Consider the following 21,750-nt stretch of genomic DNA (forward strand, 5'->3'; position numbering starts at 1 on the left):
ACGCTTGCCCCGGAGCCCGGCCATAGGTCAAACGCGAAATCGCGTATCACCTCCGGTTTATGGCTGTAGCGGCACCGTTACAGCTTGAATTCGCGACCCAGGTACACCTCTCGCACCTTTTCGTCGGCGAGGATATGGGCTGGCGTGCCGCGCGACAGCACTTCGCCGTCGTTGAGAATGTAGGCCCGGTCACAGATGCCCAGCGTCTCGCGCACGTTGTGGTCGGTGATGAGCACGCCGATGCCGCGCTCCTTGAGGTGGCGCACGATGCGCTGGATCTCGCCCACCGAAATGGGGTCCACGCCGGCGAAGGGCTCGTCCAGCAGCATGTAGCGCGGATGGGCGGCCAGCGCGCGGGCGATCTCCACGCGGCGACGCTCGCCGCCGGACAGGCTGATGCCCTTCTGGTCGGCAATATGCGCGATCTTCAGTTCATCGAGCAGGCTTTCCAGCTCGTTCGTGCGGCGCTTCTCGTCCCAGCCTTCACGCAGCTCCAGTACTGCCATGATGTTGTCGGCCACGCTGAGGCGGCGGAACACCGAGGCTTCCTGCGGCAGGTAGCCTATGCCGAGCTTGGCGCGCTGGTGCATCGGCAGGCCGGTGATGTCCTGCTTGTCGAGCTTGATGACGCCGGCGTCGGCTTCGATCAGGCCCACCACCATGTAGAAGCAGGTGGTCTTGCCGGCACCATTGGGCCCGAGCAGGCCGACCACCTCGCCTTCACGGATCGAAAAGGCGAAATCGCGCACGACCTGGCGCGCCTTGAAACTTTTTTGCAGACCTTCAGCCGAAAGCATCGATCAGTTGCCCCCGGTCGGCGCAGTCGACGCCTTGGCCGGGGCCGCCGCCGGCCTGGCGGGCGCGGCAGCCGGCCTGGCCTTGGGCAGGAACATGCCGTGGACCACGCCCTCGCCACCGGCCTCGCCGGTGATCAGGCTGGTGGTGGTGTTGTAGGTGAGCTTGTCGCCGTGGAACTCGCCGCGGCCCTGCTGCTGCACCGAGGCGTTGCCGGTGAGCACGGCGATGCCGTTGATGTTGTCGTAATCGAGCGTGGCGGCGTCGCCCTGCATCAGGTTGTTGTTGTCGTCCATCTGCTGGATGTGCGCCGGGTTGCCGGTGACCACAACGCGCGCGATCTGCGTGTCGGCGTCCAGGTGCACCTTGGCCACGCTGCCGGTCACCTTCAGCGTGCCCTGGGTCAGCACGACGTTGCCGGTCAGGGTGGAGATGGTGTTCGGCGCGTTGTACGCGTCGGTGGTCTTGGCCTGGAAATTCATCGGCTGGTCGCGGTCGGACTGCTTGGCAAGCGCCGGCTGCAGCGCGAGCAGACCCACGCAGAGCAGGCCGAAGGAAAGCTTAGGACTTGCGTTTGCGCGGCGGGAACGAGCCGTGGCTTTCATCGAGCAGCTCCAGATGATTGGTATTGAGGTTGGCGCGCATGCCAACCCCGCTCATTGTACTGTCGCCCTGCACCATGTGCGCCGGAGCCGCCGTTTCCATGCGGTTCTCCTTGGGCCAGGCGGTGACGTCCGCCGTGTGCATTTCCGCCGCCGGGGTGTCGGCGAAGGCGGCGCGGTGCATGTACACCGGCCCCTGCAGCTTGAGCAGGGCGCCGCTCTTGTCGACCCAGGCGTACAGCGAATCACCCAGCCAGGGCGGGGTGCCGGGCTGGTTCGAGGGCAGCTCGAACTTCGGCGAATTGATGTAGAGCGAGTCGTCGTTTTCGCGGCGCTCCAGGTGTGGCGCGACCATGTGGAAACTCGGCTGGCCGTCGACATCGTAGGACCACAGCCGGAAGTTGGTGAGCACGTAGCCCGAACGCGGCGGACCCACGAAGTCGCTGACCTTGGGGCTGGGCGCCAGCCACCAGTACAGCATCTGGGTGGCGCCGGCGGCCAGCCCAACCAGCACGATCGCCACCGGCAGGCCCCGGTCGCGCAAGTAGGCGCGCAGGTTCACTGCCAGCGCTCCCGCTCGGCGGCCGTCTTGCCCTGGGCCTGGAGAATCATGTCGCAGACCTCGCGCGCCGCCCCCATGCCGCCGCCGAGGCGGGTTTGCCAGTGCGCCTGCTCGGCGACCCAGGGATGCGCATTGGCCACGGCCACGGCCAGGCCGACCTCGCGCATCGGCGGCAGGTCGGGAAGGTCGTCGCCCACGAAGGCCACCTGCTCCGGCGTCAGCTGCAACGCTTCCAGCAGCTGACGCAGGCAGGCGCGCTTGTCGCCCTGGCCCTGGTAGACATGGGCGATGTCCAGCTCTTCCGCGCGCAGCGCCACGGGGTGGCTGATACGTGCGGACATGATGGCCACCTGCACGCCATGGGCCTGCAGGCGCTTGAGGCCCAGGCCGTCGTGCACATGGAACACCTTGGTCTCGTGGCCGTCCTCGGCATACCACAGCCGCCCGTCGGTCAGGGTGCCGTCCACGTCGAATATGGCCAGGCGGATCTTGGCGGCGCGGGCAAGGATGTCAGCAGGAATATCGGCCAGGTACATGGGAAGGGTCGGCAAGAGGGCAGGGAGGCGTCGCTACGAACGCCGGCGGCGCCTGGCGGTGGACCGTCAGGCAGGCAGGCAAGGGAACGGCTGAGCCGCCGGATCAGACCACACGGGCGCGCAGCAGGTCGTGAATGTTCAGGGCGCCAACCACCTGCTGCTGGTCGTTGACCACCAGCAGGGCATGGATCTGGTGCTTCTCCATCAGCTGGGCAGCCTCGATCGCCAGCTTGTCCGCGCCGATGGTCTTGGGGCCGCGGGTCATCAGTTCGGCCACGGTCGCGCCGCGCAGGTCCACATCGTCGTCGTCGAGGGCGCGGCGCAGGTCACCGTCGGTGAACACGCCAAGCAGGCGCATGTTGCCGTCGACCACCGCGGTCATGCCCAGGTGCTTGCGGGTCATTTCCATCAGCGCCTGGGTCAGGGTGGCGTTCGGCGGCACGGCGGGGATGCCCTCGCCGGTGTGCATGACGTCGCTGATGTGCAGCAGCAGGCGGCGGCCGAGGCTGCCGGCGGGGTGCGATCGGGCGAAGTCCTCGGAGGTGAAGCCGCGGGCCTCCAGCAGCGCGATGGCCAGCGCATCGCCCATCACCAGGGCCGCGGTGGTGCTGGCGGTGGGCGCCAGGCCCAGCGGGCAGGCTTCGGCGGCGATGCTGGCGTCCAGGTGCACGTCGGCCTGGTCGGCGAGCGAGGAATTGGCATTGCCGGTGATGGCGATCAGCGGGATGCCCTGGCGCTTGATCACCGGCAGGATGAACAGCACCTCGTCCGTCTCGCCCGAATTGGACAGGGCCAGCACCACGTCCTGCGGCAGGATCATGCCCAGGTCGCCATGGCTGGCCTCGCCCGGATGCACGAAGAAGGCCGGCGTGCCGGTGGAGGCCAGGGTGGCGGCGATCTTGCGGGCGACATGGCCGGACTTGCCCATGCCGGTGACCACGACGCGCCCGGCGCAGGCCATGATGAGACGGCAGGCGTCCACGAATTCCGGCCCGATCCGTGTTTCCAGCGCACGGATGGCTGCCGCCTCGGTAGCGATGACGGTGCGCGCGCTCTGGACGATGGCGTCGGCGTTGATCGCGTTCTGGCTGGTAGGGACAACGTGGGCGTTCATGTTTCCTCGGGGGTAGGTGCCGGATTTCCGCCTTGATTCTGAATCGGCAAGGCTGGATGGAAATAGTCCGTCAAATCAGTCTGTTGATGGTCGGTAGCGGTCAGGGTGGGGGTGCTGCCGGTCATCCGTGTCGTTTCTGCGACAGAGGTTTTCCATTAACATGGCATATTCGCATTTTAACGTCATAGTCGACGCCATTGGATTCCCTTGCCTTGGGAATCCGCGACGTTGACCCGACTCCCGCAAGTGGAACACCCATGGACGCTGCCACCATCCAGGCAATGATCGAACAAGGCCTGCCCGGTGCGCGGGCGGCCGTCAACGGCGACGACGGCGTCCACTTCGAGGCTGAAGTGGTGGCTGAACAGTTCGCCGGCAAGCTGCCGCTGGCGCGGCACCGCCTGGTTTACGCCACGCTGGGCGATCTCATGGGCGGCGCGATCCACGCGCTGGCCCTCAAAACCCTGACTCCCGCGGAGGCCGCGGCGCGCCGTTGAGGCTGCGCTGCGACTCCCAAGTACCTTCCAAGGACTTTCGATGGCCAAGATCCTGATCAGTGGCGGCGAGCCGCTTCACGGCGAAGTGGGCATTTCCGGCGCCAAGAACGCCGTGCTGCCGATTCTTGCTTCCTGCCTGCTGGCCGACGAGCCGGTGGCGATCAGCAACGTGCCGCACCTGCACGACGTCACCACCTTCATCGAGCTGCTCGGCCAGATGGGCACGCAGCTGGTGCTGGACGATCGCATGAAGATGCACATCGACCCGCGCTCCACCGACAAGTACTTCGCGCCCTATGACCTGGTGCGCACGATGCGCGCGTCGATCCTGGTGCTGGGCCCGCTGGTGGCGCGCTTCGGCGAGGCGGAAGTGTCGCTGCCGGGCGGCTGCGCCATCGGCTCGCGTCCGGTCGACCAGCACATCCGCGGCCTGCAGGCGCTGGGCGCCGAGGTCGTGGTGGAAAACGGCTACATCAAGGCCCGGGCCAAGCGCCTGAAGGGCGCGCATATCGCGATGGACATGGTCACCGTCACGGGTACCGAGAACATCATGATGGCCGCCGTGCTCGCGCAGGGCACCACCATCATCGAGAACGCCGCGCAGGAACCGGAAGTGGTCGACCTGGCGCATTGCCTGATCGCCATGGGCGCCCAGATCGAGGGCGCGGGCACCTCCACGCTGACCATCCACGGCGTGGAACGCCTGCACGGTGCCGAATACGAAGTGCTGCCGGACCGCATCGAGACCGGCACCTTCCTGGTCGGTGCGGCCATGACCGGCGGCAAGGTGCGCGCCCGCAACGCGCGTGCCGACACGCTCGACGCCGTGCTGTGCAAGCTGGAAGAGGCTGGCGCGCAGATCTCGACCGGCGCCGACTGGATCGAGCTGGACATGCGTGGGCGCCGCCCCAAGGCCGTCAACATCACCACGGCGCCGTACCCCGCGTTTCCGACCGACATGCAGGCGCAGTTCACTGCGCTCAACTGCGTGGCCGAGGGCGTGGGCATCATCACCGAAACCGTGTTCGAGAACCGCTTCATGCACGCGCTCGAACTGCAGCGCCTGGGCGCGGACATCCGCCTTGAAGGCAATACCGCCATCATCAAGGGCGTGCAGAAGATGAGCGGCGCACCGATCATGGCGACCGACCTGCGCGCGTCCGCTTGCCTGGTGTTGGCCGGCCTGGTGGCCGAAGGCGACACCACGGTGGATCGCGTGTACCACATCGATCGCGGCTACGAGAACATCGAGGAGAAGCTCGGTGTGCTGGGCGCGAAGATCCGCCGACTGCCGTCGTAGAACCGGTTTGCATCGCTGCCAGAGAAAAGGCCGCGTCAGCGGCCTTTTCTTTTGCTCGTCATCCCCGCGCAGGCGGGGATCCAGCGTCTTTCGCTTTCACACGCACCCCAACGGCACTGGGTCCCCGCTTTCGCGGGGACGACGATGAAGCGCGGGGACGACGATGAGGTACGTGGCGGTGATGAAGAACGAGGCCGCGCCAGCGGCCTTTTCTCTTGCTCGTCATCCCCGCGAAGGCGGGGATCCAGCGTCTTTCGCTTTCACCCGCACCCCAAAGGCACTCGGTCCCCGCTTTCGCGGGGACGACGATGAAGCGCGGGGACGACGATGAGGTACGTGGCGGTGATGAAGAACGAGGCCGCGCCAGCGGCCCCTTCCTTTGATCGTCATCCCCGCGCAGGCGGGGATCCAGCGTCTTTCGCTTTCACACGCACCCCAACGGCACTGGGTCCCCGCTTTCGCGGGGACGACGATGAAGTGCGGGGACGACGATGAGGTACGTGGCGGTGATGAAGAACGAGGCCGCGCCAGCGGCCCTTTCTCTTGCTCGTCATCCCCGCGCAGGCGGGGATCCAGCGTCTTTTGCGCTCACCCGCACCCCAACGGCACTGGGTCCCCGCTTTCGCGGGGACGACGGTGAAGTGCGGGGACGACGATGCGGTACGTGGCGGTGATGAAGAACGAGGCCGCGCCAGCGGCCTTTTCTTTTGCTCGTCATCCCGGCGCAGGCGGGGATCCAGCGTCTTTCGCTCTCACACGCACCACCAAGGCACTGGGTCCCCGCTTGCGCGGGGACGACGATGGGGTCAGTTACCGTTCTTGAAGCTGACAAGCTCCAGGGTCAGGTTGCCGCCGTCGCTCTGTGCCAGCTTCACCGGCACCGGATACTTTTGCGGCGCATACCAGGCGCTGAAACTCTGGTTGTCGCTGCGCTCGACGCGTTCGGCCTGGAAGCTGCCGGCCGGTACCTTGACGCTGTCGGTACCCGCCACCTTGAACTGCTGGGTTTCCACGTTGCGCTTCACCGCGACCGGCAGCGCCACCGCCTGCTTGCCGGCGCGCAGGGCCAGGCCCAGTGCATACGGTGTCGTGTTGCGATCCACCATGCCCGGGACGCTGGCGTAGTTCATCGGACCCTTGCCGTCGTCCACCGTGACCTGGTGGGTGTTCCAGTTCACCTCGGTATGGCGCTGCTTGCTCTTGATCGCGGCGTCCATGTGGTAGTCGTAACTCACCGTCTCGGGCGCGTTGTTGTTCCAGCGAAAGTGCGTGGTCTCGGACGAATTGGCGCCCAGTGCGGCAGCCAGGCCCGAGGTCCCCCGGGTCTGGTTGCTGTATTCCCACTGGCCATTGCCGACGGACTTGAGCGTGACCACGGCTTCGCCGATCGCCTGGCCGCCCTGCGAGACCTGATAGGTCGCCGTGAACGGCGCAGGCGCGGGCGTGGCGGCGGGTGCGGCAGAAGCGGCGAAGGCCAGCATCACGCCGGCCGCGAACGTGCAGAGAGAGATGGGCTTGGTCATGAGGTCCGCAGTCTACGTGTCGTTCCTGAACGACTTGTAGGCAGGCGGTGAGGGCTCAGTCAACCAGTTTGCCTTCGCGCAGTTGCAGCGGTTCCCGCTGGGGTTGTCCGTCCAGCGCGACGCGATCGGGCGGCAGCAGGGCCACGCGCCCCTCGGCGATCAGCCGCAGCACGGCGGGCAACAGCTGATGTTCGAAGCCGAGCAGGCGCTGGGCCAGCATCGGTTCGTCGTCGCCCGGGCGAATGCCGATGCGTGCCTGCGCGATCACCGGGCCGCCATCCAGCTCCGCCGTCACGTAATGCACGCTGGCGCCATGCTCGGCATCGCCGGCTTCCAGCGCGCGACGGTGCGTATGCAGGCCGCGGTACTTCGGCAGCAGGGAGGGGTGGATGTTGATCATGCGGCCCACCCACGGCGTGAGCGCGTCGCCATCGATGATGCGCATGAAGCCGGCCAGCACCAGCAGCTGCGCGCCGCTCGCCTCGAGCCGTCGGAACAGCTCGAAGTCGTAGTCGCGGCGGCTGGCGAAGGCCTTGGGGTCGAGCGTGAAGGTGGGAATGCCGGCGTCCTGCGCCAGTTGCAGCGCGCCCGCCCTGGCCTTGTCGCTGCCCACGGCGACGAAGTCGACCGGCAGCTCGCCCGCATCACGCGCAGCGATCAGGGCCTGCAGGTTGCTGCCGCGCCCGGAGGCGAGCACGGCGACGCGAAGAGGCGCGGTCGACACGGCGCTCAGCCGATATGCACGCGCTCGTCGCCCCCGGCGGGCACGATCTCGCCGATCACGCGGCTGGCGAGGCCGTGCTTTTCAAGCAAGGCGCTGGCGGCGCTGACGGCGTCGCGCGGCAGGATGATGGTGAAGCCGATGCCGCAGTTGAAGGTGCGCCACATTTCCTCGCGCGCCACGTTGCCTTCGCGCATCAGCCACTCGAATACCGGCGGCAGCACGATGGCAGCAGCGTCGATCTTGATGCCGAGGTTTTCCGGCACCACGCGGATGATGTTTTCCTTCAGGCCGCCACCGGTGATGTGGGCCATGCCATGCACCGGCTGGTTCTTCAGCAGGTCGAGCATCGGCTTCACATAGATGGTGGTTGGCGCCATCAGCGCGTCGGCCAGGGTGACGCCGCCGAGGTCCAGCTCCAGCGGGTTGCCGGCGCGCTCGAGGATCTTGCGGATCAACGAATAGCCGTTGGAGTGGGGGCCGGAAGAGGCCACGCCCAGGATCACGTCGCCGGCCACGATGCTGTCGCCCGAAAGCAGCTGCGACTTCTCGACCGCGCCGACGGTGAAGCCGCCGAGGTCGTATTCACCCGGCGGGTACATGTCCGGCATTTCGGCCGTTTCGCCGCCGATCAGCGCGCAGCCGGCCAGTTCGCAGCCCTTGGCGATGCCACCGACCACGGCCACGGTGGTGTCCACGTCCAGCTTGCCGGTGGCGAAGTAGTCGAGGAAGAACAGCGGCTCGGCGCCCTGCACCAGCACGTCGTTCACGCACATGCCGACCAGGTCGATGCCGATCGTGTCGTGGCGGCCGAGCTGCTGGGCCAGCTTGAGCTTGGTGCCCACGCCGTCGGTGCCGGATACCAGCACCGGTTCCTTGTACTTGCCCGACAGGTCGAACAGGCCGCCGAAGCCACCCAGGCCACCCATGACTTCGGGACGGGAAGTGCGCTTGACCAGCGGCTTGATGCGTTCGACCACGGCATTACCGGCGTCGATATCAACGCCAGCGGCGCGGTAGGTGAGGGCGTCGGACATGGGGGCAACCCGGCGTGGAGAAACGCCAAAGTGTAGCAGTGAAGGCACGTGGCTGCCTGACGGGCAACCGCGGCGCGGCAAGTGGCCAAGGCGAGACCTGGCCGATGGACGCTGTGCGCCGGATTGGGCAGACTTCCGGGCGTTTCCCACCGGATCCCGCCGCCCCATGCGCCTGTCCCGCCTGCTGCTCGTCTGCCTTGTGCTGGGGCTTGCCCCGCTGTTGTCCGTCCATGCGCAGGGACAGGTCTCGCCCTACACCGTAGTGGTGCCGGTGACCGATACCAGCGATGCCGCACGCGACAGCGCGTTCAGCGACGCGCTGGCCCAGGTGCTGGCGCGTACCTCGGGCGGCCAGGACCTCACCGGCAAGGCGGGTTACCCCGAAGTGCTCAAGGGCGCGGCCGGCATCGTGCAGCAGTACCAGTACCAGCGGGCCGCCACCGGGCTGAGCCTGCAGGTGACCTTCGACCAGGCCGCCGTGCAGCGCGCCGTGTCGCAGATGGGCGCGACCGCGGCGGGTTCCAAGCCACCGGTGCTGCTGCTGGTTCGCGACGAGGACGGCAGCGTGCTGACGCGTGACGCGCTGGCTGCCCTGACCCAGGCCGTGGCCGCCCGTGGCTACAGCGTCGTGCTGGCCGATCCGGCCAAGACCGGCGACACGCCCAACGTGACCACGGCCGAGCCGGAGCAGGTAGCCACCCTGGCCAGGCAGTACAAGACAGGCCTCATCCTGCTCGGCCAGTTGCACGGCAACGCCGGCGAGTGGGTGCTGGTGTCGGGCGGACCCCAGCAGCGCTGGAGCAACAACGGCGCCAATACGGCAGGCGTGCTGACCGACGCGGGCGGCGGGCTGGCCGACCGCCTGGCCAAGCAGCTGAACGTGATCGGCTCGGCCACGATCGAAGGCAAGCTGTGGGTCTCCGGCATCAACTCGGCGGCCGATTACGCCAACCTGCTGTCCACGCTGCGGGCGGATCCGTCCGTGCGCCAGGTGACGACGCTGAGCGCCGCGGGCGACGGCATGCTGTTCGCGCTCAAGGTGAGCCTGCCGATGGATGCGCTCGCGGCCAATCTCGCGGCAGGCGGGCGCCTGTTGCGCGGTGACGCGCACAGCGATGCCGACGCCAGCCTGCGCTGGGTCCATTGAGGCCACGCCTGCGTTTCCGGTGTGCCGGTGATGCCGCCCACGCGCTGGCGATGCCGCGGCGCATGGGTCACACTGCCCAACCCTTTTGATGAGCCATGCCCATGACTCATGAGACCTCCCGGCGCTGGCAGATGTTCGCCATCGCCGCGGCCATCGCCTATGTGTTCTGGTTGCTGGCGCCGGTGCTGATGCCGTTCGCCTGCGCCGCCATGCTGGCCTACCTGGGAGATCCGCTGGCTGATCGCCTGCAGCGCCTGGGCATGGGCCGCACGCTGGCGGTCAGCATCGTCTTCATCGTGTTCCTGTTGCTCGCCGTCGGCGCGCTGCTGCTGCTGATTCCGCTGATCTCGCGCCAGGTCGACAACCTCGTGCAGAACCTGCCGCGCTACGTGGACTGGGCGCGCAACACCGTGCTGCCGTGGCTGCAGGCCAAGCTTCACCTCGATCCCCGTGCCTTCGACACCGATCGCATGATGGCCCAGATCAAGGATCACCTCGGCTCGATCGGCGATGCCGCCTCGACCGTGCTGGGCCAGTTGTCCCGCTCCAGCATCGGGGTCGTGATGTGGCTGACCAACCTGGTGCTGATCCCGGTGGTGACGTTCTACCTGCTGCGCGACTGGGACCGCCTGGTGGCGTGGATCGACGGCATCGTGCCGCGTTCGATCGAGCCCACCCTGGCGCACCTTGCGCGCGAGGCCGACGCCGTGCTCGGCGCCTTCGTGCGCGGCCAGTTGCTGGTGATGCTGGCGCTGGGAGCGTTCTACGGCGCCGCGCTGACCATCTTGGGGCTGTCCGTCGGCCCGCTGATCGGCATGGTCGCCGGCCTGCTCAGCTTCGTGCCCTACCTTGGCTTCATCGTGGGCTTCGGCTCGGCCCTGATCGCCTCGCTGGTGCAGTACGGCGACTGGAACCACGTGCTGATCGTGGTCGGCATTTTCACCGCGGGCCAGCTGCTGGAAGGCTATGTGCTGGTGCCGCGGCTGGTCGGTGGCAAGATCGGGCTGCATCCGGTGGCAGTGATCTTCGCCGTGCTGGCGGGCGGCTACCTGTTCGGATTCCTGGGCGTGCTGCTGGCCTTGCCGGCGGCGTCGGTGATCCTGGTCGTGCTGCGCTATCTGGCGGAACGTTACCGGCAGAGCGGCCTCTACATGGAGCAGGGCCGCGGCGATCCGCTGCTGGCCGAAGCGGGCGTCGTCGATGCGACCGGAGGCGCGGCGGCGGATACCATCGTCAGCGATGCAGGCAGGAAGGAAGAAGTACCAGCTCCATGATTCCGCAGTTGCCACTCGCCTTGCGCTGGCCACGTCGCCAGCGCTTTGAACACTTCCACCCCGGCGCCAACGCCGCCACGCTCGCCGCGGTCGAGCAGTTGTCGCGCGTGCCCGGCACGTCGTGGCTTTACCTGTGCGGTCCGGCTGGCAGCGGCAAGAGCCATCTGTTGATGTCGGCCTGCCAGGCCGCGGTCGAGAGTGGTCGCACGGTGCAGTATCTGCCGCTGGGCAGCCTGCGCGACAAGGCGGCGGCGATTCGTGGCGTCGCCGGCAGCGAGTTCCTCGCGCTGGACGACCTGGGCGCGATCGCCGGCGACCGCGAGGCCGAGCACGCGCTGTTCGATGTCTACAACCGCGCCCGGGCCGAGGGCGCCGCCCTGCTGTTTGCCGCCGAGGCGCTGCCTACGCAGCTGGGCCTGGGCCTGCCCGACCTGCGTTCGCGCCTGGGCGCCTGCCAGCAGGCGCTGCTCAGGCCGCTGGACGATGAGGAACGCCGCGTGGTGCTGCGACAGCAGGCCGCCCTGCGCGGCATCGAGCTGGACGACACCGTGCTGGACTGGCTGTTCGCCCGCTACGCACGCGACCTGGGGGCGCTGCTGGACCTGCTCGAGCGCCTGGACCAGGCCTCGCTGGCGGCGCAGCGGCGCATCACGGTGCCGTTCCTGCGCGGTTTCCTGCGCGACGCCGAATCGGGCTGACCGGGTGCGGAAGCGACAAGGCGCCCGCAGGCGCCTCGTTTTGCCCCACGCTGTGCCGGCCGCTCAGGCCATCAGCAGGCGCGGCGTCGCATTGGCGCCAATGGCATCGACCATGGCCTGCACCACGTGCATGTTGCCGGCGACGATGTTGCCGCTCTCAGGGATGCCGTCGCGGCCGGCGAAATCGCAGTAGCGGCCGGCGGCCTCGCGCACCAGCAGGGCGCCGGCGGCCATGTCCCACGGCTTGAGGCCGATTTCGAAGTAGCCGTCGTAGCGGCCGGCAGCGGTGTAGGCCAGGTCCAGCGCGGCCGAGCCCGAGCGGCGGATGTCCTCGGCCTGGCCCAGCATGGCGCGGGTCATGTCCAGCTGGGCGTCCAGGTGCGAACGCTGGCGATAGGGGAAGCCGGTGGCGATCATCGCGCCGCCCAGGTTCTCGCGCTTGCTGACGCGGATGCGGCGGTCGTTGAGATAGGCGCCATCGCCCTTGCTGGCGGTGAACAGCTCGTCGCGCAAGGGGTCGAACACCACCGCGTAGACCGGCTCGCCCTTGTCCAGCAGGGCGATCGATACGCAGAAGTGCGGGATGCCGCGCAGGTAATTGTGCGTGCCGTCGAGCGGGTCGATCACCCACACCAGCGGACCCTTTCCGATGGCGCCGCTTTCCTCGGCGAGGAAGGCGTGGGTCGGGTAGGCGCGCTTGAGTTCCTTGACGATCTCGGCCTCGGCCAGGCGATCGACTTCGGAGGCGAAGTCCATGCGCTGCTTCTCGACGATATTGAGTCCGTCGATACGGTTCATGTAGCGCAGGATGATGTTTCCTGCGGCGCGCGCGGCGCGCACCGCGACATTAACGGCGGGTCTTGGCATGGCTTCGACTTTCGAAAGAACGGGGGTTTCGGCCGGAAAGTCTACCAGAGAGCGGGCCGGGAGGTAGGCGGGCGGCCATCCCGGCCGCTCCGGTTTGACAGGCGGGCCAACAGTTTCCAAGCTTTGCGCCCGTTTTCCCCCGATCAAGCCCCCGCCGATGAGCACCGCAACCGACCTCGCCGACCGCATCCGCTACGTGCTGGTGCGCACCTCGCACCCGGGCAATATCGGCAGCTCCGCGCGGGCCATGCGCACGATGGGCTTCGGCCGCATGGCGCTGGTGTCGCCGCAGCGATTCCCCGACCGCGAGGCCTCGGCGCTGGCGGCCGGAGCCGACGACGTGCTGGAAGCCGCCGTGATCAGCGAGGGCCTGGTCGATGCCCTGGCCGGCACCAGCCTGGCGCTGGGGCTGTCGGCCCGGCGCCGCGGGGTGGACCTGGAAGAGATCACCCCGCGCGAAGCCGCCAGCCGCGCACTGGCCGCGGCCGCCCGTGGCGAGCAGGTGGCGCTGGTGTTCGGCAATGAGCGCACCGGGCTGGAAAACGAGGAGCTGGCGCGTTGCCATGCGATGGTGCGCATTCCCAGCGTCGACGATTTCAGCTCGCTCAATCTCTCCCAGGCCGTCCAGGTGATGGCCTATGAGCTGCGGGTCGCCGCGCTGGGCGAGGTGGCCGCCCCGGTGCGCGCGGATGCCGAATTGCCGGCCGATGCGGCCCAGATGGAGCGGTTCTACGAGCACCTGGGCCAGATGCTGGACGACATCGACTTCCACAAGGGCCGCGCGCCGACCACCATCATGTTGCGCCTGCGCAAGCTGTTCCAGCGCGCGCAGATGGATGAGCGCGAACTGCGCGTGATGCACGGCATCTTCGCCGATGCCCAGCGCATGGCGCAGATTGCCAACGACAAGCTCAAGGGCGGCCGCGGCGGCTAGGCCGCGCCTCAGAAGCCGTCTTCGTCCACCTCGATGTGGGGCACGGGCGTCACCAGCAGCTTGTCGATGCGGGCGCCGTCCAGATCCACCACTTCGACGCGAAATCCGCGCCACTCGAACACTTCGCCCGTCTGCGGGATATGCCCCAGCGCCGCCATCACCATGCCGGCGGCGGTGCGGTATTCGTGCTCGGCCTCGCCGGGCAGGGCATCGACGTGCAGGAGTTCGCGCAGGTCGTCGGTGGACAGCGAGCCGTCGATCAGCCAGCTGCCGTCGGCGCGCTGCACGATCGGCTGGTTCTCGTCCGAGCCGGCGCTGCCCAGCTGCGTGGCGCCGACAATCGCCGCCAGCAGGTCGTTGAGCGTGACCAGGCCGACGATGTCGCCGTATTCGTCCACCACCAGCGCCAGCTGCGTTTCGGCGTCGCGGAATTCCTCCAGCAAGTCGAGCGCGCGGGCGGTGGCGGGCACGAACAGCGGCTTGGACAACTGCCCGAACACGTTGGGCTTGCCCTCGGCGTAGCCGCGCAGCAGGCGCTTTACCTCGACCACGCCCACGATGTCGCTTTCGTCCCCGCGGTACACCGGATAGCGGGAATAGGGCGTGCTGCGCAGGATCTCCGCGTTCTCCTGGTAGCTGGCCGCCTGGTCCAGCCACACGATGCGGGTGCGCGGGGTCATCACGCTGTCCACCGTACGGTCACCCAGGCGCAGCACGCGGTTGACCATGTTGTGCTCGTCGCGATCGAGCACGCCGTGCTCGGCGCTTTCGGCCACCAGCAGGCGGATTTCCTCTTCCGTGGCCGCTTCATTGCCCCGATTGCGCACGTGCAGCAGCCGCAGCAGGGTGCCGCTGGAGACATTGAGCATCCACACGAACGGAGCGGTCAGGCGCGACAGCACCAGCATGGGCATGGCCACGTAGCCGGAGATCACCTCGGGGGCCGACAGCGCCAGGCGCTTGGGCACCAGTTCGCCGATCACGATCTGGATGAAGGAGATCAGCACGAAGCCGAGCACCAGGCCGATGACCTTGGCATAGGGCTCGACCCAAGTGGCATGCCCGCCGTGGATGGCGACCGCGATATGGTCGCCCAGCACGTCGCCGGCCAGGGCGCCGGTGATCAGGATCACCAGGGTCATGCCCACCTGCACGGTGGACAGGAAGCGTTCCGGCGCCTCGGCATGGCGCAAGGCCATGCGGGCACGGCGACTGGTACGCGCCATCTGCTTGAGGCGGGTCTTGCGCGAGGCGACCAGGGCCATCTCGGAGAGCGCGAAGAAGCCATTGAACAGCGAGAGGACGACGACGAGCGCGATCTCGGTCAGCATGGCGGCCGGTTTGGGTTGAGGTCGCGTATGGACATGAGACGCAGTGTAAGGCCTAAGTGGCGCCCGGCGGGCCTTCCGGAGGTTCGGCCTGCCACCGAAGAGGCCTCGTCGCGCATGTGATGCGGTGCAGTAGGGCCGTCCTGTAACATACTCGTCATTTTCGCCGTCCCCGAACCCAGGCAATAACCGCATGTTTTCATTGCAAACGATTTTCGGCAAAGGCGACAAGTTCTATGGCCTGCTCGAGCAAAGCGCCGAAGCGGCGCGCGAGAGCGCCAAGGCCCTGCGTGAACTTGTCACCGGCAACGACCACGCACCGGTGATGGCCGCCTTTGCCGCCGCGCGCCAGCGCGAGAAGGCGCTGGCCGGGCAAATCAGCGAGGAGCTGGTGAACACCTTCGTCACCGCGCTCGATCGCGAGGACATCGAGGCGCTGAACTCGGCGCTGTACAAGATTCCCAAGACCATCGAAAAGTTCGCCGAGCGCTACGAGATCGTGGTCGGTCGCGTGACCGACGTGGACTTCGCCGCCCGCGCGATGGTGCTCGAGCGGGCCACCAGCGTGGTGTCGGAGATGATCGGCGAGCTTCGCCGCGGCCTGCGCATCGACCCGGTCAAGAAGCTGCAGGATCGCCTGCAGACGCTGGAATCGGAAGGCGACCGCCTGCTGCTGTCGCCGTACCGCACGCTCTACGTGGAAGGCAACGACGCCATGCGCGCGATGCTGGCGAAGGACCTGTTCGAGCTGCTCGAGAAGGCGATCGACAAGTGCCGCGACGTCGGCAACATCGTCTACTCGATCGTGCTGAAGAACTCCTGAGGCCGGCCCGATGACCTCGTCCTGCTTCCGTCGCCCGGTTGCGCTCCGGGCCTCCGCCGCCGCGTGCGGGGTGCGTGCATGAGCATCGGCTTATCCATTGCCGTCGTGCTCATCGCACTGGCCTTCACCTACATCAACGGTTTCCACGACACCGCCAACTCCATCGCCACGGTGGTGGCGACCAAGGTGCTCACGCCCGGCCAGGCCGTGCTGATGGCGGCGATCACCAACCTGATCGGTGCGCTGTGGGGCACGGCGGTGGCCAAGACCATCGCCGCCGGCCTGATCGACACCAGCGTGATTGCCGCCGGGCCGCAGCTGCTGATCTGCGCCCTGCTGGCGGCCACGGTGTGGAACCTCATCACGTGGTGGGTGGGCCTTCCGTCCAGTTCCAGCCACGCGCTGGTGGGCGCGCTGGTGGGCTCGGCCATTGCGGCCTCGGGCAACAACTTCGCGGCGGTGATCTGGTCCCAGGGCGGCGAGCACTGGTGGCAGGGCAAGGGCGTGCTGCCCAAGGTGGTGATGCCCATGGTGGTGTCGCCGCTGCTGGGCTTTGTCATCGGCTTCCTGCTGATGGGCGCGATCTACGCACTGCTCAGCTGGTTTTCCAGTCGCACGGGCTTCCTGCGCCGCTTTGGCCGCACGCCGTTCGTCAACAGCTTCTTCGGCAAGGCGCAGATCGTGTCGGCCAGCGCCATGGGCCTGGCGCACGGCATGAACGACGCGCAGAAGAGCATGGGCATCATCGCCCTGGCGCTGGCCGGCGCCACGGCGGCGGGACAGTTCGATGCGCTGCCGGCATGGCTGGGCTTCCTGCGCATCCAGGGTTCCGCCAGCGGCGGCTTCGACGTGCCGTCGTGGGTGGCAGTGGTGTGCGCGCTGACCATGGCCGGCGGTACGGCGGGCGGTGGCTGGCGCATCATCAAGACGCTCGGCCACCGGATGGTGAAGTTGCATCCCATCAACGGCTTCGCGGCCGAGGGCAGTTCGGCGGCGGTGATCCTCACCGCGTCGGCGTTCGGCATTCCCGTGTCGACCACGCACAACGTGTCGGCGTCGATCATGGGCGTGGGCGCGGCCAAGCGCTGGAGCGCCATTCGCTGGTCGGTGGTGGAGCGGATGGTGTGGGCGTGGATTCTCACCTTGCCCATCACGGCCCTGCTGGCCTACGGCATGGTGCGCCTCTCGGCCTTGTTCTGAGCGGTGTTCAGAGATCGTCGCCGCCGGTGGCGACGATCCGTTCCAACTGGTCGCCCAGTGCACCCAGCTCCTCGATCAGCCGCTTGAGCTCGCCGGCGTCGAGCAACTCGTAAGGGCGGTTCTCGCACAGGTGCAGGTAGGGCGATCCGTCCAGGTCGGCCACGGCCAGGAAACCGTTGCGTTGCTCCCAGTTGAAGCGCAGGCAGCGGCGCGGGTCGGCGCCCGCCAGCGGCCCCACCGGTGTGGAGATGCGCAGGTAGCGGCGCCCGGCCTCGTCTTCCAGTTCCGTGAGATAGATGCCCTGATGACGGTCGTGCGGCAGGGTGAGGTCGAAACTGATCAGGTACGGATCGTTGTGGCGCAGCTCATGCAGGCTGCCGATGTGGGAACGCACAGCTTCGAAATGGCGCATGGTGCGATCTCCTTGGCAGGCCGTTTCGCCGCCGCTACTGTGCCACGACCCGCTGTAAAGAGCCTGTTGAAGATCATGGAAAATCCCATGGATGAAGTCCACGCCCGGGTCTATGCCGCCATTGCGGCCATTCCGTGCGGGCGCGTCGCCAGTTATGGCGCCATCGCAGCCCGTGCCGGCCTGCCGGGCAGGGCGCGACTGGTCGGTCGGCTGTTGGGTGAAACGCCAGCAGGCATGCAGCTGCCGTGGTATCGCGTGCTGCGCGCCAGCGGGCACGTGGCGCTGCCGCCGGGCAGTCGCGGTTTCCGCGAGCAATGCCGGCTGCTGCGCGCCGAGGGCGTCGAAGTGAAGAACGGCCGCGTGGCGCTGTCCAGCTTTGGCATGGATGCCGACCTCGACCGCGCGCTGTGGGGGATGCCCGATTGATGTATCGCACCACCTTGCCTAGCATCGCCTGATGCATTCGTCCCCGCTCGATATCCTGCACAGCGTTTTCGGCTACACCCGGTTCCGAGGCCAGCAGCAAGCCATCGTCGAACAACTGATCGAGGGCGGCGACGCGCTGGTGCTGATGCCCACCGGCGGCGGCAAGTCGCTGTGCTACCAGATTCCCGCGTTGGTGCGGCAGGGCACGGGCATCGTGGTGTCGCCCCTGATCGCGCTGATGCAGGATCAGGTGGATGCGCTGCGCGAAGCCGGCGTGGCCGCCGCCTACCTCAATTCCAGCCTGGACGCCGACGACCAGCGCGAAGTGGAACGCCGCCTGCTGGCGGGTGAGCTGAACCTGCTTTACGTGGCGCCCGAACGCCTGCTGACCTCGCGTTTCCTCGGCCTGCTCGAACGCACCGAAGTGGCGTTGTTCGCCATCGACGAGGCGCATTGCGTGTCGCAGTGGGGGCACGACTTCCGCCCCGAGTACCGCGAGCTGGCCGTGCTGCACCAGCGCTTCCCTCATGTGCCGCGCATTGCGCTCACCGCCACGGCCGACGATCGCACGCGCGCGGAAATCGTCGAGCGATTGGCCCTGCAGGAGGCGCGGCAGTTCGTCTCCAGTTTTGATCGTCCGAACATTCGCTATCAGGTCGGCCTGCGCCATAACGCGCGGCGCCAGCTGACGGACTTCCTCGCCGGCCATCGCGGCGAAACCGGCATCGTGTACGCGCTCAGCCGCCGCAAGGTGGACGAGACCGCCGCGTGGCTGGCCGAGGCCGGCATCGATGCGCTGCCTTACCACGCCGGCCTGGATGCGGCCACGCGCAACGCGAACCAGCGGCGTTTCCTGCGCGAGGACGGCCTGGTCATGGTGGCCACGGTGGCGTTCGGCATGGGCATCGACAAGCCCGACGTGCGCTTCGTGGCGCACCTGGACCTGCCGCGCAGCATGGAAGGCTATTACCAGGAGACGGGCCGCGGCGGACGCGATGGCCTGCCGGCCGACGCGTGGATGATCTACGGCCTGTCCGACGTGGTGACGATGAGCCAGATGATCGCCCAATCCGAATCGGCTGATGAACGCAAGCGCGTCGAGCGGCAGAAGCTGGAGTCGCTGCTGGCCTATGCAGAAGCCACGCAATGCCGCCGCGAGTTGCTGCTGGCGGCCTTTGGCGAGGAGTTCCACGGACCCTGCGCCCGCTGCGACAACTGCATCGAGCCACCGAAGACCTGGGACGCCACGGTGCCTGCGCAGAAGGCCTTGTCGGCCGTCTACCGCAGCGGCCAGCGCTTCGGCTCCGGCCATGTGATCAGCATCCTGCGCGGCGAGGACAGCGCGCGCATGGGTGAACTGGGCCACGATCGCCTTTCCACGTTCGGCATCGGCGCGGACATGGACGACAAGCAGTGGCGCTCGGTGTTCCGCCAGTTGCTGGCCATGGGCCTGCTCGAAGCGGATGCGGAGGGCTTCGGCACGCTCCGGCTGACCAAGGCCAGCCGCGAGGTGCTGGTGGGCAGCCGTTCCGTACGCTTGCGCGAGGACGCGCGCCCGGTCCGCGCATCGCGCAAGCGCCGTGACAGCCAGTTGGTGACCGGCGGCAGCCTGGGCGTGGAAGCCTATGAGCAGCCGCTATGGGACGAGCTGCGCAAGCTGCGCACGCAGCTCGCCAAGCAGCATGGCGTGCCGCCCTATGTGATCTTCCACGACGCCACCTTGCTGGCGATGTTGCGCGCGCTGCCCTCCGACGAAGCGGAGCTGGGCGCCATCAGTGGCGTCGGCGAGGCCAAGCTGAAGCGTTACGGGCGCGACTTCCTGGCGGTGATCAACGCGCAGGAGTGAGCGCTTTTTCCCTCTCCCCGCTGGGGAGAGGGGAGGGTGAGCCCCCAAAAGGGGGTAAAGGGAGGGTGCTCGCGGTGGAGTGGATCGGGCGTGATCTCGTGGCTTTCTTCTCGCTTCGTTCCCGAGCGCTTTCGCCAGCTTGCCGCTTGCGCAGCGGGCGTTTCGAACGGCTGCCGCCGCTCGAGTCACTTTTCTCTTGCTGGCCCAAGAGAAAAGTAACCCAAAGAGAATGGCCTTAAAGGCTCATAGCATTGCGTGGGATAGAAGCCAGGGAAGGTTACGGAGCCCGGATTGCGACCGTCTTCGCCGCCACGCAGCCGCTTCACCGCAACGCGCCGTGGCGTAGAGGACTTAAAGCCGGGCGCCGCGGGCTTTTGCTCCCTCTCCCCGCCGGGGAGAGGGTTGGGGTGAGGGGCGGGTGCTCGCGGTGGCGTTGATCGTGCGTGATCGGGTGGCCTTTTTTTGCTTCGTTCCCAGGCAGTGTCGCCAGCTTGCCGCTTGCGCAGCGGGCGTTTCGACCTCCTGCCGGAGGCCGAGTCACTTTTCTCTTGCTGGCCCAAGAGAAAAGTAACCCAAAGAGAATGGCCTTAGAGGCCCATAGCATTGCGTGGGATAGAAGCCAGAGAAGGTTGCGGAACCCGGATTGCGACCGTCTTCGCCGCCGCACTGCCGCTTCACCGCAACGCGCCACGGCGTAGAGGACTTAAAGCCGGGCGCCGCGCGCCTTGGCTCCCTCTCCCCGCAGGGGAGAGGGTTGGGGTGAGGGGCGGGTGCTCGCGGTGGCGTGGATCACGCGTGATCGGGCGGCCTTTTTCTCGCTTCGCTCCCAGGCGCTGTCGCTAGCTTGCCGCCTACGCGGCGGGCGTTTCGAACGGCTGCCGCCGCTCGAGTCACTTTTCTCTTGCTGGCCCAAGAGAAAAGTAACCCAAAGAGAATGGCCTTAAAGGCTCATAGCATTGCGTGGGATAGAAGCCAGGGAAGGTTACGGAGCCCGGATTGCGACCGTCTTCGCCTCTACATAGCCGCTTCACTGCAACGCGCCATGGCGTCGAGGACTTAAAGCGTAGCGCCTCGCGCCTTGGCTCCCTCTCCACTCGGGGGAGAGGGCAGGGTGAGTCCCCAAAAGGGGATAAAGGGCGGGTGCTCGCGGAAGCATCCATTCAAAGCTGGCTCGATCAAGCGATATCGCAAGACTGACCCCTCACCCCAACCCTCTCCCCATAGGGGAGAGGGAGTAAAAGCGCGCAGCGCTCGGCTTTAAGTCCTCGACGCCGTGGCGCGTTGCAGTGAAGCGGCTATGTCGAGGCGGAGGTGTCCCGCGTCGAGGCCCGGAGACCGTTCCGGTTTGTATCCAACCTGTTGCCGCGAGCTCTTGAGGCCATTCTCTTTGGGTTACTTTTCTCTTGGGCCAGCAAGAGAAAAGTGACTCGGCCTCCGGCAGGAGGTCGAAACGCCCGCTGCGTAAGCGGCAAGCTGGCGAAAGCACTTGGGAACGAAGCGAAAAAAAGCCACACGATCACGTCCGATCCACGCCACCGCGAGCACCCCAACCCTCTCCCCGTCGGGGAGAGGGAGCAAAGGCGGGCTCAGCCCGCCAACTGCCAGCGCGTGCCTTCGCTCGACACGCGCGAATGCGCCAGTGCCAGCTCCGGGATGTAGCGCCACAGCGCCAGCTCGCCCGGGAGGCGAGCCTGCGGGCAGGCGATGCGGGCCGCGATGAGTGCGGCCTCTGCCGTTTCATGACGGCCGATCTCGCGCTGATCCCACAGCACGCGCCATTGGCGGCCGTGGCGAACGATGCGGAACAGGCCGGTTTTCGATGGATAGACGTATTGCGCCAGCATGGGTCGGATCACCTTCGACTGCAGGTTCTGCATAGCCTGCCTGCGGCGCATGACTTTCCTGTTATTTCATCGCGACGATTGCGTGGCGGTTCATCATTTGGCAAATGACGGTCATGCTGCGTTCGTGTTGCAGCGTCATGAGAATCAGCAGGAAGTGAATTGCCATTCGGAACATGCAAGGGCGGCTTGCATGCGCCATCGCCCGCTGCGACTCGCGAGGCTTGCCGCGTTGCGGATCATCCCGCATCACCGCGAGCAGGTTCC

Annotated in this window: 22 protein-coding genes; 10 read left to right on the plus strand and 12 right to left on the minus strand. The window is 67.2% G+C overall.

The features are described 5' to 3' along the window. Window positions 1-77: 77 nt before the first annotated feature. From lptB to ACXU4B_RS13525, 5 genes are all read right to left on the minus strand, one after another. Window positions 78-797, minus strand: coding sequence for an LPS export ABC transporter ATP-binding protein (gene lptB, locus ACXU4B_RS13505; RefSeq protein ID WP_131411689.1), 720 nt, complete (start codon window positions 795-797; stop codon window positions 78-80). Between the two features lie 3 nt (window positions 798-800). Then, a complete protein-coding gene (gene lptA / locus ACXU4B_RS13510) occupies window positions 801-1,334 on the minus strand; it encodes a lipopolysaccharide transport periplasmic protein LptA (protein ID WP_458910888.1) in 534 nt (177 codons plus the stop codon). A gap of 22 nt (window positions 1,335-1,356) precedes the next feature. After that, complete coding sequence (lptC, locus tag ACXU4B_RS13515; RefSeq protein WP_131411685.1) at window positions 1,357-1,959, minus strand: LPS export ABC transporter periplasmic protein LptC; 603 nt, start codon at window positions 1,957-1,959, stop codon at window positions 1,357-1,359. Further along, on the minus strand, window positions 1,956-2,495 hold the full coding sequence (locus ACXU4B_RS13520; protein WP_165583222.1) for a KdsC family phosphatase: 540 nt from the start codon (window positions 2,493-2,495) through the stop codon (window positions 1,956-1,958). Before ACXU4B_RS13520 ends, lptC begins: the two co-directional genes overlap by 4 nt. 103 nt (window positions 2,496-2,598) lie before the next feature. Next, a complete protein-coding gene (locus tag ACXU4B_RS13525; protein WP_131411680.1) occupies window positions 2,599-3,609 on the minus strand; it encodes a KpsF/GutQ family sugar-phosphate isomerase in 1,011 nt (336 codons plus the stop codon). Window positions 3,610-3,866: 257 nt separating this feature from the next. Between ACXU4B_RS13525 and ACXU4B_RS13530 the strand changes: the two genes are divergently transcribed. Then, window positions 3,867-4,106, plus strand: coding sequence for a BolA family protein (locus ACXU4B_RS13530; protein WP_131411678.1), 240 nt, complete (start codon window positions 3,867-3,869; stop codon window positions 4,104-4,106). A 40-nt stretch (window positions 4,107-4,146) separates the two neighbouring features. Further along, on the plus strand, window positions 4,147-5,406 hold the full coding sequence (gene murA, locus ACXU4B_RS13535) for a UDP-N-acetylglucosamine 1-carboxyvinyltransferase (protein ID WP_131411676.1): 1,260 nt from the start codon (window positions 4,147-4,149) through the stop codon (window positions 5,404-5,406). An 806-nt stretch (window positions 5,407-6,212) separates the two neighbouring features. On the opposite strand, the gene ACXU4B_RS13540 is transcribed toward murA, so the two are convergent. From ACXU4B_RS13540 to purM, 3 genes are read right to left on the minus strand one after another with little or no spacing between them, the layout of a single operon-like run. Beyond that, window positions 6,213-6,929 (minus strand): DUF3108 domain-containing protein, encoded by a 717-nt coding sequence (locus ACXU4B_RS13540; protein WP_131411674.1) that lies wholly within the window; start codon window positions 6,927-6,929, stop codon window positions 6,213-6,215. A 55-nt stretch (window positions 6,930-6,984) separates the two neighbouring features. Further along, on the minus strand, window positions 6,985-7,653 hold the full coding sequence (purN, locus tag ACXU4B_RS13545) for a phosphoribosylglycinamide formyltransferase (protein WP_131411672.1): 669 nt from the start codon (window positions 7,651-7,653) through the stop codon (window positions 6,985-6,987). A gap of 5 nt (window positions 7,654-7,658) precedes the next feature. Further along, window positions 7,659-8,687, minus strand: coding sequence for a phosphoribosylformylglycinamidine cyclo-ligase (gene purM / locus ACXU4B_RS13550; RefSeq protein ID WP_131411670.1), 1,029 nt, complete (start codon window positions 8,685-8,687; stop codon window positions 7,659-7,661). Between the two features lie 166 nt (window positions 8,688-8,853). Between purM and ACXU4B_RS13555 the strand changes: the two genes are divergently transcribed. The 3 genes from ACXU4B_RS13555 (at window position 8,854) to hda (ending at window position 11,806) form a co-directional block, all read left to right on the plus strand. After that, complete coding sequence (locus tag ACXU4B_RS13555) at window positions 8,854-9,834, plus strand: DUF2066 domain-containing protein (RefSeq protein ID WP_131411668.1); 981 nt, start codon at window positions 8,854-8,856, stop codon at window positions 9,832-9,834. Between the two features lie 101 nt (window positions 9,835-9,935). Then, the gene (locus tag ACXU4B_RS13560; protein WP_131411666.1) at window positions 9,936-11,108 is read left to right on the plus strand and encodes an AI-2E family transporter; all 1,173 of its coding nucleotides are present in this window, start codon (window positions 9,936-9,938) and stop codon (window positions 11,106-11,108) included. Further along, window positions 11,105-11,806: a DnaA regulatory inactivator Hda gene (gene hda / locus ACXU4B_RS13565; protein ID WP_131411664.1), complete on the plus strand. Its 702-nt coding sequence runs from the start codon at window positions 11,105-11,107 to the stop codon at window positions 11,804-11,806. Before ACXU4B_RS13560 ends, hda begins: the two co-directional genes overlap by 4 nt. Before the next feature lie 63 nt (window positions 11,807-11,869). Here the strand turns inward: hda and ACXU4B_RS13570 are convergent, their stop codons facing one another. Next, window positions 11,870-12,673, minus strand: coding sequence for an inositol monophosphatase family protein (locus ACXU4B_RS13570; RefSeq protein ID WP_131411662.1), 804 nt, complete (start codon window positions 12,671-12,673; stop codon window positions 11,870-11,872). 157 nt (window positions 12,674-12,830) lie between these two features. On the opposite strand from ACXU4B_RS13570, the gene ACXU4B_RS13575 reads away from it, so the two are divergent. Further along, on the plus strand, window positions 12,831-13,607 hold the full coding sequence (locus ACXU4B_RS13575; RefSeq protein ID WP_131411660.1) for an RNA methyltransferase: 777 nt from the start codon (window positions 12,831-12,833) through the stop codon (window positions 13,605-13,607). Window positions 13,608-13,615: 8 nt separating this feature from the next. On the opposite strand, the gene ACXU4B_RS13580 is transcribed toward ACXU4B_RS13575, so the two are convergent. Beyond that, a complete protein-coding gene (locus tag ACXU4B_RS13580) occupies window positions 13,616-14,938 on the minus strand; it encodes a hemolysin family protein (protein ID WP_131411658.1) in 1,323 nt (440 codons plus the stop codon). Between the two features lie 190 nt (window positions 14,939-15,128). Here ACXU4B_RS13580 and ACXU4B_RS13585 point away from each other — a divergent pair, with 190 nt between their 5' ends. Beyond that, the gene (locus ACXU4B_RS13585) at window positions 15,129-15,758 is read left to right on the plus strand and encodes a DUF47 domain-containing protein (protein ID WP_131411656.1); all 630 of its coding nucleotides are present in this window, start codon (window positions 15,129-15,131) and stop codon (window positions 15,756-15,758) included. 78 nt (window positions 15,759-15,836) lie between these two features. Then, window positions 15,837-16,958 (plus strand): inorganic phosphate transporter, encoded by a 1,122-nt coding sequence (locus ACXU4B_RS13590; protein ID WP_205746590.1) that lies wholly within the window; start codon window positions 15,837-15,839, stop codon window positions 16,956-16,958. A gap of 7 nt (window positions 16,959-16,965) precedes the next feature. Here ACXU4B_RS13590 and ACXU4B_RS13595 read toward each other — a convergent pair whose 3' ends face one another. Further along, complete coding sequence (locus ACXU4B_RS13595) at window positions 16,966-17,370, minus strand: type III secretion system chaperone family protein (RefSeq protein ID WP_131411654.1); 405 nt, start codon at window positions 17,368-17,370, stop codon at window positions 16,966-16,968. An 87-nt stretch (window positions 17,371-17,457) separates the two neighbouring features. Between ACXU4B_RS13595 and ACXU4B_RS13600 the strand changes: the two genes are divergently transcribed. Continuing rightward, the gene (locus ACXU4B_RS13600; protein WP_131411652.1) at window positions 17,458-17,796 is read left to right on the plus strand and encodes an MGMT family protein; all 339 of its coding nucleotides are present in this window, start codon (window positions 17,458-17,460) and stop codon (window positions 17,794-17,796) included. Between the two features lie 31 nt (window positions 17,797-17,827). Further along, a complete protein-coding gene (gene recQ / locus ACXU4B_RS13605; RefSeq protein WP_131411650.1) occupies window positions 17,828-19,642 on the plus strand; it encodes a DNA helicase RecQ in 1,815 nt (604 codons plus the stop codon). A gap of 1,586 nt (window positions 19,643-21,228) precedes the next feature. On the opposite strand, the gene ACXU4B_RS13610 is transcribed toward recQ, so the two are convergent. Further along, window positions 21,229-21,537, minus strand: coding sequence for a hypothetical protein (locus tag ACXU4B_RS13610; protein ID WP_240734136.1), 309 nt, complete (start codon window positions 21,535-21,537; stop codon window positions 21,229-21,231). Window positions 21,538-21,750 lie beyond the last annotated feature (213 nt).

The sequence above is a fragment of the Dyella soli genome, from assembly GCF_054482295.1.